At 52.3% G+C, this 17,879-nt stretch carries 11 protein-coding genes; all 11 read left to right on the forward strand.

All coding sequences use genetic code 11. The features are described 5' to 3' along the window. Positions 1-967 precede the first annotated feature (967 nt). The 11 genes from ATO7_RS10990 to ATO7_RS11040 all read left to right on the forward strand — a co-directional run bounded on the left by ATO7_RS10990 (position 968) and on the right by ATO7_RS11040 (position 17,848). The gene (locus ATO7_RS10990) at positions 968-1,918 is read left to right on the forward strand and encodes a restriction endonuclease (protein ID WP_158523166.1); all 951 of its coding nucleotides are present in this window, start codon (positions 968-970) and stop codon (positions 1,916-1,918) included. Between the two features lie 668 nt (positions 1,919-2,586). After that, positions 2,587-3,219, forward strand: a complete 633-nt coding sequence (locus tag ATO7_RS10995; protein WP_083561844.1) for a class I SAM-dependent methyltransferase — start codon at positions 2,587-2,589, stop codon at positions 3,217-3,219. Positions 3,220-3,356: 137 nt separating this feature from the next. Then, positions 3,357-3,941, forward strand: coding sequence for a nucleotidyltransferase family protein (locus ATO7_RS11000; protein ID WP_206044900.1), 585 nt, complete (start codon positions 3,357-3,359; stop codon positions 3,939-3,941). Positions 3,942-4,717: 776 nt separating this feature from the next. Beyond that, positions 4,718-5,545, forward strand: coding sequence for a hypothetical protein (locus ATO7_RS11005; RefSeq protein ID WP_083561845.1), 828 nt, complete (start codon positions 4,718-4,720; stop codon positions 5,543-5,545). A 906-nt stretch (positions 5,546-6,451) separates the two neighbouring features. Further along, positions 6,452-8,287 carry a hypothetical protein gene (locus ATO7_RS11010; RefSeq protein WP_146680301.1) on the forward strand — a complete coding sequence of 612 codons (1,836 nt, stop codon included), beginning with the start codon at positions 6,452-6,454 and terminating at the stop codon, positions 8,285-8,287. 1,279 nt (positions 8,288-9,566) lie between these two features. Beyond that, positions 9,567-10,235, forward strand: coding sequence for an FRG domain-containing protein (locus ATO7_RS11015; RefSeq protein ID WP_083561847.1), 669 nt, complete (start codon positions 9,567-9,569; stop codon positions 10,233-10,235). A gap of 149 nt (positions 10,236-10,384) precedes the next feature. Further along, entirely contained in the window at positions 10,385-10,894 is a 510-nt protein-coding gene (locus ATO7_RS16825; protein ID WP_146680302.1) for a hypothetical protein, read from the forward strand. Between the two features lie 250 nt (positions 10,895-11,144). After that, complete coding sequence (locus tag ATO7_RS11025) at positions 11,145-11,654, forward strand: GNAT family N-acetyltransferase (RefSeq protein ID WP_083561849.1); 510 nt, start codon at positions 11,145-11,147, stop codon at positions 11,652-11,654. 391 nt (positions 11,655-12,045) lie between these two features. Continuing rightward, entirely contained in the window at positions 12,046-15,486 is a 3,441-nt protein-coding gene (locus ATO7_RS11030) for an FG-GAP repeat domain-containing protein (RefSeq protein WP_146680303.1), read from the forward strand. A gap of 537 nt (positions 15,487-16,023) precedes the next feature. Then, positions 16,024-16,314 (forward strand): hypothetical protein, encoded by a 291-nt coding sequence (locus ATO7_RS11035; RefSeq protein ID WP_146680304.1) that lies wholly within the window; start codon positions 16,024-16,026, stop codon positions 16,312-16,314. Beyond that, the gene (locus tag ATO7_RS11040; protein WP_206044901.1) at positions 16,304-17,848 is read left to right on the forward strand and encodes a collagen-like domain-containing protein; all 1,545 of its coding nucleotides are present in this window, start codon (positions 16,304-16,306) and stop codon (positions 17,846-17,848) included. The genes ATO7_RS11035 and ATO7_RS11040 overlap by 11 nt, the downstream gene beginning before the upstream one ends. Positions 17,849-17,879 lie beyond the last annotated feature (31 nt).

Here is a 17,879-nt window from a genome sequence, read left to right on the forward strand (position 1 = left end):
ATCCTCCTTTAGCGAAACCCCTCAGGTGTTACACAGTTGCTGACGGCGCACAGGCCAGGGGGATTGGCTGCTCAGCGTTACTTTCGGCACAAATCCAGCAAGCGAGAATTCTTGTCGGTTTTTTGGGTTACTGTAATGTTGAATGTTTTGGCATTCATATATTTGGTGGTGAGTGGGGATGCTGGTCTAATAAACCAGCTAATGCGAGAGATCTGGAGCAATGCTGCCTAACAACACGTTGGAGGTGACGTTTGACCCGCCGCTGACCTTTGCTGCCGCAAAGGCAGGCGCCGCCTCAAACACACCTCAACGTGGGCGTTAGAAGGCAAGTGAATAATTGTTGTGTGTTGGCGTTGTTGCCAGGAGCGCAGGTCATCACATCTTCAAGCTTTCGGTCCTTTCGTTGTGCAGCTGCCGCTAGTTTGAAAAGCCGTGCTTTCGTTTAAGCTATGAACAAGGGAATGCTTCGTTTGGTTTTTGGGGAACGCGAACGTTAGTTGTTGCGGAAAGGCCGGAAGGCCTGTTGGCGCGGGCAAGTCGTTCGCTAAGCGTTGTTTTCCGCACTTTGAAAAGTGTGCAGAGTTGTCGCGTCAGATGGCACATTCAGCATTTGAAGCGGCAGCCATCGGAAAGGGGAGAGGGGATGTTTGGTTCGGCTGTTCTATCAAACTTAGGTGTGCGTGCTCGGACGCCAGGTGCTTTCGTTTGGCTTGGTTCCAATCATTGGTTGGTAGCGAGTTCTTGGCTGCCCGCCGCCGCATCACAATTTGGTTTGTTAAGAGCCGTTGAGGCTTGCCGTTCTAACAAGCTGTTGCAGGTGACGTTTGACCCGTCGCTGAGCTTTGCTACCGCAAAGCCAAGCGCCGCCTCAAACGCACCTAAACTGCGGCGTTAGGCATTTTGGGAGACCCAGTTGGGCATACTAGACTTTCGAGAAATCTGTTCTCCGAACCAGACACATAAGAGTGTGACTGACGCGCCGCTGGGGGTGTCCAACCAGCCGGCCGATTTTGAACTGTTTTGTCAGGAATTTTTTACAGTTCTTAAGCGATTTCAAATCTTTAGGAGTGTTTCAGTAGGTCCGGATGGTGGAATTGATATAGGGGCGTTAGATCCATCTACAGGAACTCGATGGCTAATTAGTTGCAAGCATTACGCGCACTCGTCGCAATCCGTTCCGGTTACGGTGGAAACAGGTGTGGTGGAAACTGTTGGAGAGTGGGGGTGTCAGGGCTTTATCCCGTTCTATACGACACCTCCGTCTGAGAAATTGAGGCGACAGATTGATGGCGCGGAAAAGTACATTAAGGTTGAGCGCTATACTCCTGAACGTATCGAGCGCGAACTGTTGTCGAGCGCATCCGGGCATCCCATTGCAGCCAGATATTTCCCGAAGTCTCTTGTCAACTACTATCCGAAGTTCATTGAAACCATAAGTGCCTTCGATATTTCTGACGTAGTGGTGTCAGCTGGCGTGGCTTCGGTCGAGAATATTTCTTTCGTAGTTGAAGGTGTTTCTGAGAGCGAATCACTCGCGGCACAAGAGAAGCTTGTTGAGCTTGCCAATGCGTTTGCTACATCCAGAATTCACGCACCCAACTTTCATAAGGCTCTTGAGGAGGTTATTTCGCTTTACCCTGAAGGGTTCGATGGGAACGGAAAGCCGGAATGGAGTGCTGAGGCACTTCATGTACTAGATGAGACGTATGGCCTTTCGAAAGCTTACTTTGTTGCATCAGTTTGGTCGTTTTGGGAGTGGTCTCGTGCACAAAGATTGTTCAATGAATTCATGGCCTCGAGAGGAAATGGTAGTGTTGCCATTGGATTGCTAACTCTTGGCGGAATCAACAATAAACTGCCGGATAGAGATAGGGAGTTAGCTGCAAGGCTGCTTGCATATGGCGGAACACCGTCATGAAAATGCCTAACAAATCGCTGCAGGTGACGTTTGACCCGCCACCCACTTTTGCTGTCGCAAAAGCGGGCGTCGCCTCAAACGCACCTGAGCTCAGGCGTTAGAAGGCAAGCAAAGAATTGTTGTGTATTGGCACCGTGCCAAGAACTCGGGCCATCACATCCTCAAGCTTCTAGCCCGTTCGTTTTACGGTCGCCGGCGGTTTGAAAAATCGCGGTTTCGTTTAAGCTGTGAACAAGGGAATGCTTCGCTTGGTTTTTGGGGAGCGCAAGCGATTGCTGTTGCGGAAAAGCCGCGAGGCTCGTTCGCGTGGGTAAGCTCCTTCGCTAAGCGTGGTTTCCTCAGCTTGAAAAGCTGTACAGAGTTGTAGCATCTGAAGTGGCGGCCATCAGAAAGGGGAGAGGAGATGTTTGGTTCGGCTGTTCTATCAAACTTAGGTGTGCGTGCTCGGGAGCCAAGTGCTTCTGTTTGGCTTGGTTCCAATTATTCGTTGGCAGCAAGTTCCCGGCTTCCTGCCGCGTTCACAATGTTTGGCTTGTTAGGGGCCGTTGAGGCTTGCCGTTCTAACAAGCTGTTGCAGGTGACGTTTGACCCGCTGCCCACTTTTGCTACCGCAAAAGCGATCATCGCCTCAAACGCACCTGAACGTGGGCGTTAGCCGCCAAAAGCGAATGCTTGAATATTACGAAAAGCGCTGCTCTGAATATGAGGCAATCTACGCCAAGCCTGAACGCCAGGGCTGCTTGGCTCAGTTAGAACAAGAGTTGTGCTCGTTGGTTGCTGGCAAGCAGGTGCTTGAGGTTGCTTGCGGTACAGGATTTTGGACACGCCGTATGGCCAACTCTGCCGCAAGCCTCTATGCATCAGACGCTTCTCAGCAGTTAGCTCTAGCCGCAAGAGAAAGTTGTGAGGGTGTGAACGTCCAAGCGGGTGTAGTCGACGTGTTCTCAATTCCACAGCGCGAGCAATTTAACTGCTTGGTAGCAGGCTTCTTCTTCTCCCACGTTCTAGTTCAAGAGCGCTCTAGCTTTTTGGCTGGCGTAGCGGAAGCTCTGAGTCCAAGTTCGCGCGTCGTTCTTTTTGATAATCGGTTTGTGCCGGGAAGTAGTACACCTATTTCCCGGACAACGGGGACGGGGGATACGTATCAGAACAGGTCGCTTGTTGATGGCGGTTCTTTCGAAGTTCTCAAGAATTTCCCAAGTACTGATCAAGTAGCCTCTTTGTTGGGCGAACTATGTAGTACCGTTTCCACGTATGAAAACGAGTATTTCTGGCTGGTGTCTGGTGAAACGCTTGGGTAGCTACCCATGTCGGGTGCAACTGGGAGTGTTGGCGGCTAACAAATCGCTGCAGGTGACGTTTGACCCGCCACATACTTTTGCTGCCGCAAAAGCAGGCGTCGCCTCAAACGCGCCTGAGCTCAGGCGTTAGAGCTCACTTGAAAATTTCCCGAGATTTGACTCTGGAACGTAGGCTTGTTGCCATAGCTGAGAGCTGCGATTGGCTCATGGTGGCCTTGGTCGAAGCTCGGGAGTTAGAGCTGAAGGATTGGTGTATCGGTGCCGGAGCGGTACGGTCTGTGGTTTGGGATACTTTGCACGATTACGCCAATCACACCGCAGTAGAAGACATTGATCTGGTCTATTTTGATCCTGATCAAACGGACATAGAAATCGATAAGTCTTTATCCAGTAGGCTGCCAGAGGTTTTCCCTGGTTCAGCTTGGGAAGTTGTGAATCAGGCAACAGTTCATGTTTGGTATCCATCGGCTTTTGGTCACGATGTTGATCCTTTCAAGTCGCTGGAGGAGGGCGTCGGTTCGTGGCCTGAATATGCAACTGCCGTTGGGTTGGGCCTCAACGACGATGAAACAATCCGTGTTATCGCACCACACGGGTTAGAGGATTTGTTTGAAATGCGGGTTCGTCATAACCCATCAAGAGCGAGCGTTGACGCATTTCAGGAGCGCATGAGAACGAAATGCTTTAAAGAGCGGTGGCCACAAGTTACCGTGTACTTATAAGCAATGGGGGCGATTTTGGGCACAGGTACTAAAAGTGCATCACTAGCCAAGGCGAATGGGTTGATTCTTATTCGGGTAGTTGAAGGGAGAGAGGTGAGCTCTAACAACACGTTGGAGGTGACGTTTGACCCGTCGCTGACCTTTGCTACCGCAAAGGCAGACGCCGCTTCAAACGCACCTCAACGTGGGCGTTAGAAGGCAAGCAAAGAATTATTGTGTGTTGGCACCGTGCCAAGAGTTTGGGCCGTCGCATCATCAAGCTGCGTGCCCTTTCGTTTTACGGCCACCGGCAGTTTGAAAAGTTGTGGTTTGGTTTAAGCTGAGAACAAGGGAATGCTTCGTTTGGTTTTTGGGGAACGCAAGCGTAGTTGATGCGGAAAGGCCGGAAGGCTTGTTGGCGTGGGGTAAGTCCCTTCGTTGAGCGTAGGTTTTTTGGTAGTTGCAAGATGTGCGAGGCTGCTGCGTCAGATGGCTCGTTTTGCATTTGAAACGGTGGCCATCAGAAAGGGGAGAGGGAATGTTTGGTTCGGTTGTTCTATCAAGCTTGGGTGTGCGTGCTCGGAAGCCAGGTGCTTCCGTTTGGCTTGGTTTCAACTATCCGTTGGCAACCAATTCTTGGCTTCCCACCGTTCTATCAACGTTCAGCTTGTTAGAGGCCGTTGAGGCTTGCCGTTCTAACCAGCTGTTGCAGGTGACGTTTGACCCGCTGTCCACGTTTGCTGCCGCAAACGCAGCCATCGCCTCAAACGCACCTAAACTGCGGCGTTAGAGCTCACGTGGCTAATTACTCGCAGCTTGCAACTCAGTACTACGATGCTTTTCATCGTTACGACCGCCATGTAGGTTTCTTTACGCGGCACACTCTCTTTGTCTTTACGAGTTTCTTACTATTCGCAGCGTTGTCCGTTTGGCTGCTTGCCTGGATCGTTCAAAAACGCCCTGGATCAGAAGTCACCATACTTGGTGTGCTTACGGCCTCTTCCGAGATCTTGTTTCTCTTTGCTTGGGATCGTGCCAAGAGATGTTTGGAGCGCTCGGCGGTTTCCAAATTAGATGGGGCCTTCGGAATCAAGGCCGCTGACGGGATATACGAGGTCAAAAGGCAATGGTTGAAAAACACGCTGGGAGATCCGCCTACCGAGTACGCCTCGCTTGCGGCCAAAATTAGCCGCGCTGCAGACTTAGAAGAAAAGCACAAAGTGTCCGTTGGGCCTACATGGACACAGCTATTACTTCTGATCTTTCATCCCGAATCAAAGGCGCGGATCATCTCCTTGATCGTAGTTCTACTTTCGATCATTGGGCTGATATTGGTACGCTCCTTTGACTTCACGCAGCCACTGTCAGATCTCTTTTGGAGTGATGATTTTGGCAGATATATGGGCACATGGTTTTCGATTGGATTTGTCCTCTGGTTCGCATGGCTTGGCCTTGTATTCGCAGTAGAATTTCTCTCCGCAGCGGCATTGGAGGGATTGGACCAACTTACTCGGGGAGCTTCTTTGAGCAAGCGAGCCAAAGCTCGGTTGATTCAGGCGCTAATCGAGTATCACGAGGTATCGCGTCAGAAACATCGCCTAAGATCAGGGGAAGGTGCAGAGTGAGCTCTAACAAATCGCTGCAGGTGACGTTTGACCCGCCACCCACTTTTGCTGCCGCAAAAGCGGGCGTCGCCTCAAACGCACCTGAGCTCAGGCGTTAGAAGGCAAGCGAATAATTGTTGTGTGTTGGCGTTGTTGCCAGGAGCGCAGGTCATCACATCTTCAAGCTTTCGGCCCTTTCGTTGTGCAGCTGCCGCTAGTTTGAAAAAACGTGGTTTCGTTTAAGCTGTGAGCAAGGGAATTCTTCGTTTGGTTTTTGGGGAGCTCGAACGTTAGTTATTGCGGAAAGGCCGGAAGGCTTGTTGGCGTAGGTAAGTCCCTTCGCTAAGCGTTGTTTTCCGTACTTTGAAAAGTGTGCAGAGTTGTCGCGTCAGATGGCACATTCAGCATTTGAAACGGGCGCCATCAGGAAGGGGAGAGGAGATGTTTGGTTGGGCTGTTCTATCAAGCTTGGGTGTACGTGCTCGGAAGCCAGGTGCTGTCGTTTGGCTTGGTTCCAATCATTCGTTGGTAGCGAGTGCGTGGCTTCCCACCGCTATATCAAAGCTTGGCTTGTTGAGAGCCTTTGGGGCTTGCCGTTCTAACAAGCTGTTGCAGGTGACGTTTGACCCGCTGCCCACTTTTGCTGCCGCAAAAGCAGGCACCGCCTCAAACGCACCTAAACTGTGGCGTTGGGCGCCAAAAGCAGCCGCATTTCCAGGGGCGTGAGTGTCTAAAAGCTTTCGACAGAAGATTCGCGACGGAGAAATTAAACCTCCGACCCGACCTGGATTTTGTACGCAAAAATGGGAAGAGTCTTGGAAATCGTGCTCGGATCGAACTCGAGAGAGCGTCTCGCTATTTCTGGCTGGTCTCATAACGTACGAGGTTCTGTCCAAGATCAGAGGCCAGTTAGATGAGTTAATGGATGTGGCACCAAAGCTACATCGCGAAGTTGTGATCCGGTCCTACATTGCATTGGTGAATCGGGATCGAGCCATTCTCTCTCGGACTACGCTTCGCCAGCCGAAGCAGCAGGCGGACGTTCACAGCATCACTGTAAAAGGGCACTACGGGGTAAATGATCTGACAATACAGGAGATCGCTGATGGCTCACTTGATGGGTTGCAACTGGCGATTACGTCATGGATCAGAAAAGACACGGCCACTCATGAAGGATCAGCCGAAAACAAAATTGAACCTCTACAATTTATCTCTAAAGAGTCAATGCTTTCTCAGACCTACCGCTCGATGGAAGATTACTGGAATGCTTTGGTCTGGAATGATTATGAGTTCATAGTTCAGGACAAGACCAACAGAAAATATATTTTTCATCAGACTCCGACGCCGTACGAGCTGTCTGCAGCCTTTAGCCAGGTAAGAAAGCAACGGCTAGAGGCTCAATTTGCAGGGTTTGCGTCTTCACCAAAGCTCCGCGCCATCTTTGCAAAAGACGCCTTTCTCATTTGCCCAAAGAAAGTTGGTAAAAGGAAGTCTGTAGTGGCAAAGGCGGTTGCGGCGGCCTCCGAAAACCTTCAAGGGCTTAATGCCATATGGAAAGGTCGGGAGCTTTTTCTTGCAGATGAGTTCCCCGACAAATTCCTAGAAAGACAGCAAAAATATGGATTTTCTGTCTTTGAAGCGCTAGATGTTTTTCGGTGCCTTTCTTTGCTGGCAGAACAGATCATGGAGAGCTATCCCGACCATGATGCTTTCCAGAATCTTACGAAGCTCCGCCAGTTCTGTCCGCAATTGAAACGCGCCGACATGCGCCGAGCTATTTCCAAAGCCACCGGCCTGTCCCTGTCAAAAGTAGGAAAAATCTTATCTTTCCTCTCGTTCCAAGGAAGAGCAAAGGAAGACCTATGGTGCCATCCTCTCATAGAGCTAGAGGGTCAGACACTTGCTTTAGTAACAGCGGCATTGGTGACGCCAGTCATGACACGGGTGGTTGAGCATTGGCTCGTGACAATGGATGTGGATTTGCAGGACAAAGGTTTTACCTACGAATCTACCGTGCTGGCTGCTATCAACGAGGCGCTCAATAAGAACCCTCTTGTGACGGATTACGACCGAGCCAAACAGGTGAAAGTTAAAGTTGGTAGCATTTCTGAGGAGATCGACCTTATCGCAAGAGTTGGTAATCTCATCTTGATCGGTGAAATAAAATCCATTGTCACTACCGATTCACCCATCTCACAGTACAGATCTTTCGAGATACTTGAAAAGGCTGCTGAACAAATATCGAGAAAGGAAGCGTTCGCGCAGGAGCATCTGGAGGAAGTCTTCCAAAAATTGGGGTGGACGTTTGATCCCGAGGTTGAATACAAATTTGCGAAGTTCGTGATCAACAGCAGCCGCATGTTCATCGGCAGCAATATTCAAAACGTACCCGTTGTTGATGAAAAAATTGTTGCCCAATATTTGGGTGACCCAATGGTTCCCTACTCGAGTTACGTCGATGGCCAATCGCGTGAAGTAGTCCATCTGGCGTGGTTCGAACTATACAAAGACGCCGAGGAACTAGAGGGAAACGTCTTTAGATATTTACGTGAGCCACCTCACATGGAGATGCAGGGTGATTTGTTTGAGAACAAACCATGTTTTCTACCGCCAATTGACGCTTCCTCCCCGAAAATCATCTACAACCGATTGGTAATGAAGAAGATTTTGCCGCAGCAAAGACTCTTGCGGAAGACGTCATTTCAGATACATCGTGTCGACAACGCGGAAGAAAAGATGGACGAAATGGATGTGCAAATTTGAGTTTGGCGGAGTTGGCGCCCAACAACACGTTGCAGGTGACGTTTGACCCGCTGCCCACTTTTGCTGCCGCAAAAGCGGTCATCGCCTCAAACGCACCTGAACGTGGGCGTTAGAAGGCAAGCGAATAATTATTGTGTGTTGGCGTCGTTGCCAAGAACTTAGATCATCACATCTTCAATCTGCTGGCCCTTCCGTTCTCAGCCGTCGCCGGTTTGACAAATCGTGGTTTCGTTTAAGCTTGTGAACAAGGGAATGCTTCGTTTGGTTTTTGGGGAACGCAAGCGTTAGTTGATGCGGAAAGGTCGTGAGGCTCGTTGGCGAGGGCAAATCCCTTCGCTAAGCTTGTTTGGCGCAGTTGGAAAAGCTGTGCAGAGTTGCCGCGTCAGATGTCACGTTTTGCATTTGAAGCGGCGGCCATCAGAAAGGGGAGAAGGGATGTTTGGTTGGGCTGTTCTATCAAGCTTGGGTGTGCGTGCTCGGACGCCAGGTGCCTTCGCTTTGGCTGGTTCCAGTCATGCATTCGTTGCAAATTTTCAGCGTCCCGCCGCTTTCATAATGTTTGGCTTGTTAGCGGTCGTTGAGGCTTGCCGTTCTAACAAGCTGTTGCAGGTGACGTTTGACCCGTTGCCCACTTTTGCTGTCGCAAAAGCAGGCACCGCCTCAAACGCACCTGAACCGCGGCGTTAGAAGGCAAGCGAATAATTGTTGTGTGTTGGCGCTGATGCCAAGAACTTAGGCCATCACATCTTCACGCCCCTGGCCCTTTCGTTGTTCAGTTGCTGCCAGTTCGAAAAGCCGTGGTTTCGTTTAAGCTGTGAACAAGGGAATGCTTCGTTTGGATTTTGGGGAACGCAAGCGATTGTTGTTGGGAAAGGTCGGAAGGCTCGTTGGCGTGGGTAAGTCCCTCCGTTAAGCTTATTTTCCGCAGCTAGAAAAGCTGTGCAGAGTTGTCGCATCAGATGGCACATTCAGCATTTGAAGCGGCGGCTATCAGAAAGGGGAGAGGGGATGTTTGGTTCGGCTGTTCTATCAAGCTTGGATGTACGTGCTCGGACGCCAGGTGCCTTCGCTTTGGCTGGTTCCAGTCATGCATTCGTTGCAAGTTTCAGCGTCCCGCCGCTTTCATAATGTTTGGCTTGTTAGGGGCCGTTGAGGCTTGCCGTTCTAACAAGCTGTTGCAGGTGACGTTTGACCCGTTGCCCACTTTTGCTGCCGCAAAAGCAGGCACCGCCTCAAACGCACCTGAACCGCGGCGTTAGATGCCTTCAAGGAAACCTTAGTGAAAGACCATCGCGTCAAGTCATTTTCTGAATTCCATGCCGTGATTGAAGGACTGAATGGAAAGCAGAAGACTATCTACCGTGGCCATAAGGACGTCGATTACGCCTTGAAACCTAGCGTTGGACGCTGCAGCCCTGTTGGCGCGAGGACGAAGCACGCTTCAATGGAAAAGAAGCTTTTAACTCTGTTCAAAGAATCGTCGTTGCCACACCTTTCCTATCGTCCAGAAAACGACTGGGAGTGGTTAGCGATAGGGCAACATCACGGTCTGCCCACGAGGCTAATGGACTGGAGTTATAACCCCTTAGCGGCAGCTTTTTTTTCCGTGGAGAAGGACTTCGACGGAGATAGCGTTGTTTACGTGTTTTGGGGAGGCGGAACTACGGCGGATGTCACCTCAGACCCTCTCGCGATTCAGAAGGTTGTCCGTTATCGGCCCCCACATGTAGCGTCACGCATCGCAGCACAAGCCGGGCTGTTTACTGTTCATCCCGAACCGGAAAAACCGTTCACGCACAAGTCAATGGAACGGATCATCATTGAGACAGCTGCTCGAAGTGATATCAAGAAAACGCTGAACAAGTACGGTGTTAGCCGTCGTCACCTGTTTCCAGGGCTGGATGGAATCGCAGAAGATCTGAAATGGCTGGAAACGGTGTGCCATTGAATGCATCTAACAACACGTTGCAGGTGACGTTTGACCCGCTGCCCACTTTTGCTGCCGCAAAAGCGGTCATCGCCTCAAACGCACCTGAACGTGGGCGTTGGGCGACAAATTCAACTGACCATCGCTAAGCTTGTGCTACGGGGGGAACAATGACAACAACGATATCACTGGACAAGATAGAACAAAGTGTCCTTGCTTCTATTGAGGCTGCCAACGTCAACTGTCTGAAAAACGGTGTGGGCACCTCAGACTGGACAACATCATTCAAAAAAGCTTTGTGCTCAGTAGGAACGCAATTTGGCTTTTCCACTTGTGCCTCGGGTGTTGATGATGCTGAATCAGAGTGGCTGTACGATGTGACATGGTATGAGTACGACCAAAAGGATCGTTTAGTATCAATCCCTTTTGCAGCAGAAATTGAATGGCGCCATGGAGGCTTGCATGGTGTTAAGTTCGACTTTGAAAAGCTGGTCCAATCGACGGCAGACCATAAAGTGATGATATTTGAGGCTAAGGATGTCGCTGAGGCTAAAGCTTGGACTTCTGAGCTTAAAAGATATGTCCATTGCTATCGGCCTAAAATGACGCAAGATCGCTATTTTTTTCTGTCTTACGATTGGGAATCAAACGAAATTTTCCATGACCAGTTGCTTCGCTGATTTCAGACAGTCAATAGTGGCATGCGCTACAGGATTGTTGTCGCCCAACAACACGTTGCAGGTGACGTTTGACCCGCTGCTCACTTTCGCTGCCGCAAAAGTGGCCATAGCCTCAAATGCACCAGAACGTGGGCGTTGGGCGGCAATTTAGAGAAGTTCTGAAGGTTGGCGCAGTGACTCAATTCTTTACCAAGGCTTGTTCCTCAGATCGTTGCTAGACTGGCTCAAACTCCATTCAATTAACCCCTGTATGAGCATTTCACCCGACATCTCGATTCGTCACGCCGAACTCAGGGACGCAGTTGGGCTTCGGGACATGCATGCCCACCCCGATGTGTACAAAGGTACAATGCAGCTTCCGTTTCCACCTGATGATCGGTGGAAACCTCGCTTAGAAGCGTTGCCGCATGGGAGCATCAATTTGGTGGCTGACGCCAAAGGCGTCATCGTCGGGCACGCGTCACTGATAGCGAACCCGAAAGCACTTCGTCGCAAGCATGCGGCTGGCTTGGGGATGGCGATTCATCATCAGTGGCAGCGCCAGGGGATCGCGACTGAAATGTTGCGTTTACTCATTGATGCTGCAGACAACTGGTTGGATTTTAGGCGCCTTGAGTTGGATGTTTTCGCTGACAACCTTGGAGCAATCAGGCTTTATGAGAAGTTTGGCTTTGAATTGGAAGGTCGGCATAAAGCGCATTCTTTCCGTAACGGTAGTTATGTCGATGTTCTAACTATGGCGCGGTTGCGGAATTTGTGAACCGCGGAGTGCTGCGGTTTAACAATATATTGCAGGTGGTTTCTGGCCCGGCGCCCACCTTTGCAGCCTTTGAGCAGGTCATCGCCTCGGCCGCACTGCAATGTGGGCCTTGCCTGGCAAGTGACGGCCGGATGCCGTGACAAAGAGCGCCTTCACCGCTCGTTCCTGGGGTGTAGTATGGTGGATGCGGCCCTAAGGCAGGCTTGTAGCTGAGGATTGTCAAATCGCGCGAAGTTGCTCCCGTCTTGTGGGGAGGCGAAATCCATTCCTTTCTGAAGAGCGATGCGTGTGCATTCGCGGCAGGGGCGATTGCCGGGCAGCAATACATTCGGTCGCCTACCGATTGCGACAGAGGCATTTGGTGGCGGCAGAGGAGCTGGGAGAATGCGCGATGAATAAGAATACGTTCAGTCGGGTCGGGCTCACGAGCTTGGTTTGCTTAATGTTGTTGATCACCAATTCTGTCTTTGGTGCTGAGATTGATTTCAGTAGCAAAAATCTGATCACTCAGCAGCAAGCCGACGCACCTAGATCGACGCATGCCGCTGATTTGGATAGTGACGGAGACTTGGATCTGCTCTTAGCATCTGAAACAGACAATGCGGTCTATTGGTATGAGAACGATGGCGATGGGGTATTTTTTCCTCGGCGTGTAATTAGTGCTTCGGCGGAAAAAGTGCGTTCCGTGTTCGCCGCAGATCTGGATCAAGACGGACGCGTTGATGTGCTGTCTGCCTCGCAGTTGGATGACAAAGTAGCGTGGCATCGGAACATCGATGGCCAGTCATTTGGTCCGCAGCAGATCATTTCTTTAATGGCTGACGGGCCTAGCGATGTTTCAGCCGGCGACTTGGATGCAGATGGCGACATGGATGTCGTCGCATCATCTTCCCTGGATAACACAATCCGTTGGTTTGAAAACACCGGAAGTGGCAATTTCGGGGCTGGCCAAGTCATCACGACCACAGCTGAAGTGGCAGCCGACGTGCATCTGTACGATATGGATGGAGATGGTGATATCGATGTCCTGTCTGCATCGAATCTCGACAACAAAATTGCTTGGTACGAGAACAATGGCTCCGGGGTATTCGGAGAGCCACGGATCATTAGCACTGAGGCCATTCAGGCTTTGGCGGTGTCTGTGGGCGATTTGGATAAAGACGGTGATACGGATGTTGTTTCGGCATCCTTTGGCGACGATAAAATCGTCTGGTACGAAAATCAGGGGAATGAGCAGTTCTCTGCCGCGGTCGTGATTACGAACACCGCAGATGGGGCCGTTTCCGTCGCGATCCAGGACTTGAATGACGATGGGAATTTGGATGTGGTTTCTGCATCTGCACGCGACGATACGGTCGCTTGGTACGAGAATCTCGGAGATGGCAGCTTTGGAGGGAGACAGGTACTCAACGATCGTGCCGATAACGCCAGCTTTGTGCTCACCGCCGACCTTGATGGAGATGGTGCGCCGGATGTTGTGTCTACATCAATTAATGACGACAAGCTGGTCTGGTATCGATCGGACGGCAGCGGGGGATTTGAGCCAGGAACGGACGTTGGGCCAGTCACGCGACGTCCCAGTGCTGTCTATTCTGCAGATATTGATGGAGACGGAGATCCGGATGTTGTTTCCGCATCCACGTTGGATTCAAAAATCGCGTGGTATCCCAATTCAGGGAGTGGATCTTTCGGTATACAAGAGGTGATAACAACCGCTGCTGCGGGTCCAGCGGGTGTTGTTGCTGACGACTTGGATGGCGACGGTGACCTTGATCTGCTGGCGGCGTCCAATGCTGACAACACCATTTCCTGGTTCGAAAACGTTGGGGCAGGGGTGTTTGGCAACCAGCGGATCATCACGACTCTGGCCATAAGGGCCTTTCGGGTTGTGTCTGCTGACTTGGACGGAGACGGTGACCCCGACGTTGTTTCAGCCGCGTATAACCAGAATACGGTCGCTTGGTACGAAAACCTGGGCGCCGGTCAATTCAGTGACCTTCAGCCCATCGCCGATGAGTTCTCAGTGTCGTCTGTTCAAACCGAAGACGCGGACGGTGATGGTGATATTGACGTGTTTGCGTCTGTTTCCCAGAGCGATAAGGTCGTCTGGTATCAGAACGATGGAGATGGAAATTTTGGCACGGAGATAATCATTAGCGACGTGCTGGATGGCGCAGGTTCGATGTCAGTGCTAGATGTTGATGGCGATACAGATATTGATGTGCTTGCGGCATCGCTTCTTGATGACAAGATCGTGTGGTTTGAGAACGATGGTAGCGGGAGCTTTGGGACAGAGAAATCAGTGACTAATGTGATCAACGCGCCGGAACGTGTGGTTGCTGGTGATCTGGATGGCGATGGCGACTTTGATGTGGTTGCAGTCTCTCAGTTTGATGACAACATTGTTTGGTTCGAAAATTTGGGGGGTGGCGTTTTTGGTCCTGGCCAATTGCTCAGCGCCGCAGCCAATGGTGTGACCTCAATGTTTATTCAAGACCTCACGGGCGATGGACATCTGGATGTACTGTCAGCTTCGTATACGCAGGACCAAATCGCGTGGTACCGAAATGGCTTGGAAAGGGATTTCGGAGATGCGCCGGATCCTTCGTACCGCACCTTGCTGAGCTCAGATGGGGCACGGCATGAAATAACGGACTTATTTCTGGGGGCTTCAGTTGATGCTGAGCGCGATGGTCAACCAAATGCTACGGCGACAGGCGATGATTCAGATTCAAGCGATAACGACGAGCAAGGCGTAACGTTCTCTGGGTTGATTGCCGGGAATCAAGAGGCAGCTATTGAGGTTGTTGTAAGTCAAGCTGGCGTCGGCCATCTGAATGCATTCATAGATTTCAATGGCGATGGTGATTTTAGTGGCATGGATGAACATGTCGTTGTTGATGAGCTCATCGACGCTACCAATGAGGCTGTCCCGTTTTCTATTCCCGTGTCAGCTAACAGCGGAAGAACGTTTGCCCGGGTTCGGCTGAGCAGTCTGGGAGGTGACCTCGCATATGGCCAAGCCGAAGATGGTGAAGTTGAAGACTACAGCATCGAAATCGCGCCGCCTCCAGACCCGCCGACTCTCTCCATCGCGGACGCTGTGGTGGCCGAAGGCAACGCTGGTCGAACGTCACTGGTATTCAGTGTGTCGATGTCCAAAGCACATCCAGTTGACGTGAGCTTTGACTTTACGACCATAGATCAAACGGCCTCATCCAATAAAAACGACTTCGAACCCAGCAGCGGTTCTGGTGTTATCAGGGCGGGCATGACAGCGACCAGCATTACCATATTGGTCAACGCAGATACCACATTTGAGGATGACGAAACGTTTCAGGTGATGTTGAGTAACGCTGCCGAGGCGACGATAGCTAATGCCAGTGCGACAGGCACCATCGGAAATGATGACCCGATGCCAAGCGTATCTCTCCAACTGCAGGGTGGTTCTATTGAAGAAGCTGGCGGTTCGACGACTGTGAAGGCTGTTCTAACTAACCCAAGTTATCAGGACGTTAGCATTGACATTGAATTGAGCGGCTCGGCGTCGTCTAGCGACTATTCAATAAGCAGCAACAAAATTATCGTTCCAGCCGATGACACGAGTGGCTCGATACTGATCAGAGCTTTGGACGATACCCTGATAGAGGGAAACGAAACCATCGTCGTTCGTTTGGGCCCTATATCCAATGGCCTGGCAGGTGCGCCACAGAGCCTCGTTGTTGATATTGAAGACAATGACCAACGTGGCAGAAAAGGTAGCGGTAGCCTTGGTCTGCAGCTACTTTTCTTGATGTGGGCGGCTGGACTGTATGCGCGGCGCCGACGTTAGCAAGCGGCGGAGTGAAGGGCCTAGAAGCGAATACTCGAATGTTATGAAGTGAGTCTTTCTGGTTGCTGTCCGGGGGGATGCTTGGGTCGTATTCTATTGCGAGGCGCAGAACCCACAGCCAAATCCGAACAGAAGGCACTAAGCGGCACGCTCCAGGCGAGCGCTTAGCGTGTGCAAGCCTCGAGCGCACGCGCCGCTGGCGCTGTGATTTTGGTCACAAGTCAGGGTGTTATTGCTCGACCCCTGAGAGGCTGTTTTGAGGTGTTCAGGCGCTGTTGATGCATCCTCCTTTTTGCCGGATATCGCGATCCCCTGTGTACTCGGTTTGATCCCGGCTTTTGCATGCGCGCGTACGATTTGGCGCACATTTTCTGCTGCGTGACTGCGGTTTAAGAAGTCGCCGGTTTAACTCCCGAAAGCCGCTCGGCGGTCCTGTTTTTGCATGCGTGATGAGCATTGGGTTTTGGCGGCTCGCGTACTTGACTTGTCGTTCTGGACCGCGTCCCATGAGGTTAATAAGAGTTGCGAGGAACAGACATGTTGTTAGCTGAGCGTTGGGGGCCGCAAGGCGTCATCAGGCTGGTTTTGGTGCTGTGCGCGTCTGTGGGAATGTTCGGTTGCAGCGACAGCGGTTCGGCTGGCAATGGGCTTTCCCACGGCAATGATTCCGGTTCTCAGGGTGCGGCAGGCGTGCTGATGAGCTCTGAGACGCATCAGCTGCAGCTCTTCGAATTTGATCAGGCGGTTTTGGCAACACCTGTTTCTTCCAGTCGTTATGAGATGGTTATTGGTGGACAGGTCTTTGGGGGGCAGGGCGATGGCAATTGATTCCCACATCATGCGGCTCGGTAGGTGGTTTGTGCTTGTTGCGCTGTTGGCGTGTCAGATGGCCTCGGCCCAGGCACCTGAGCTTTTGCGGTTTTCGGGGCGGGTGTTGGATTCGGCCTCGGGCTTGCCGTTGGAGGGGACGCATCAGTTGCATTTGAGGTTCTACGCGGGAGCTGAAGACGATATCTCGGCTTCCGTATTTCCCAGCATCCAGAGCGTTGAGTTCAGCAACGGTTTCTTTACGGTCAAGATCGCGACCGATTCGGGCTTGACGGAAGTGTTCCGCGCCTATTCAAGTGTCTTCCTGGGCATTCAGATTGATGATGACGATGAACTCAGCCCGCGCGTGCAGGTAACGTCTGCGCCCTATGCTCTGTTGGCTGGGGATGTGTTGGGTGAGATCAATCCGGATTCTGTGGTCATTGGTGGCCGCACGGTGATCGACGAAACGGGGCAGTGGGTTGGCGATACGGCAGGGCTAGCCGGGCCTGAAGGGCCCCAGGGCCCTGCGGGACCAGCAGGTGAAGCCGGTACAGCGGGAGCCCCCGGCCCGGAAGGGCCCGCCGGTCAACCCGGTGCTCAAGGGCCGCAAGGGCCTGCAGGACCTCGCGGATCAGCTGGCCCGCAGGGTGCCGCGGGTGCGCCCGGCCCGGCCGGGCCGCCAGGTCCGCCTGGCGTCGCAGGCCCGCCCGGGGCTGCGGGCGCTCAGGGCCCGATTGGACCTGCGGGGCCGCAGGGGCCAGCCGGTGCTGATGCAACCAATAATCTGGATGCTATCGCCGCGATTTGTGAATTGTCGGCATTGGCTGGGGTCGTGCCCGCGGCTGGGGTCGGCTGTCCGATCACGGTAGAAATGACAGCGCCCGCTCAGGGCGCCAGTCCTACCAACTTTATCCTGGTTGGATTCACCGGCACCAATACAGCGGTACCTGGCAATCCGCTGACCTACGAGTTTTCGTATTCCACCAATGATGGGCTGACCTTTGCTGCGGCCACGGACTTTGGCGGGGGCTCGGTGTTTGGCAACCCCACGGTGGTGCCTACACCTAGTGGAGCGCAGACCTGGGAGTGGGACAGCTCTGCAGATATCCGCTCTGATGAAGAGGATGTGGTGTTCCGTGTTCGCGCCATCGATAACGCAACCGGCGACAGCTTCTCGGACGATATTGTTTGGAACATTCCGAACCAGGCCACCTGCAGCATCGACGCGCCAGCGCAACGTTCTACGCTGGTCGGCAATAGTTTGATTTCGTTTTCGACAGTTCAGCCGTCACCCAACGGCTTGGATCTGAGCTTCGAGTATTCCACCGATGGCGGGGCCAGCTTCTTCCCTGCCACCGATGCCGGGGGCGGCAGTAGAACCGGCAATCCGGTCCTAGGCGATCCACCCGGTGCGGACACATGGGAGTGGGCTGTTAGCACCGACCTGCCAGGCGGAGGGCAGACCGACGTGATCTTTCGGCTCACGGTGAGCGACGCGGTGTTTGGCGGTGGCGTGAGCCGCTGTCAACGAAGCTTTGATATCGGCGTCTAGCCGCTGCGTGACAAGCCCCGCATGCGTGCGG

Source organism: Oceanococcus atlanticus (assembly GCF_002088235.1).
Lineage (GTDB): Bacteria > Pseudomonadota > Gammaproteobacteria > Nevskiales > Oceanococcaceae > Oceanococcus > Oceanococcus atlanticus.

Bases quoted from the DNA above. Each gene is read 5' to 3' on its own strand.
- ATO7_RS11035 (WP_146680304.1), top strand. From the start codon at position 16,024: ATGTTGTTAGCTGAGCGTTGGGGGCCGCAAGGCGTCATCAGGCTGGTT.
- ATO7_RS11040 (WP_206044901.1), top strand. From the start codon at position 16,304: ATGGCAATTGATTCCCACATCATGCGGCTCGGTAGGTGGTTTGTGCTT.
- ATO7_RS11030 (WP_146680303.1), top strand. From the start codon at position 12,046: ATGAATAAGAATACGTTCAGTCGGGTCGGGCTCACGAGCTTGGTTTGC.
- ATO7_RS16825 (WP_146680302.1), top strand. From the start codon at position 10,385: ATGACAACAACGATATCACTGGACAAGATAGAACAAAGTGTCCTTGCT.
- ATO7_RS10995 (WP_083561844.1), top strand. From the start codon at position 2,587: ATGCTTGAATATTACGAAAAGCGCTGCTCTGAATATGAGGCAATCTAC.
- ATO7_RS11025 (WP_083561849.1), top strand. From the start codon at position 11,145: ATGAGCATTTCACCCGACATCTCGATTCGTCACGCCGAACTCAGGGAC.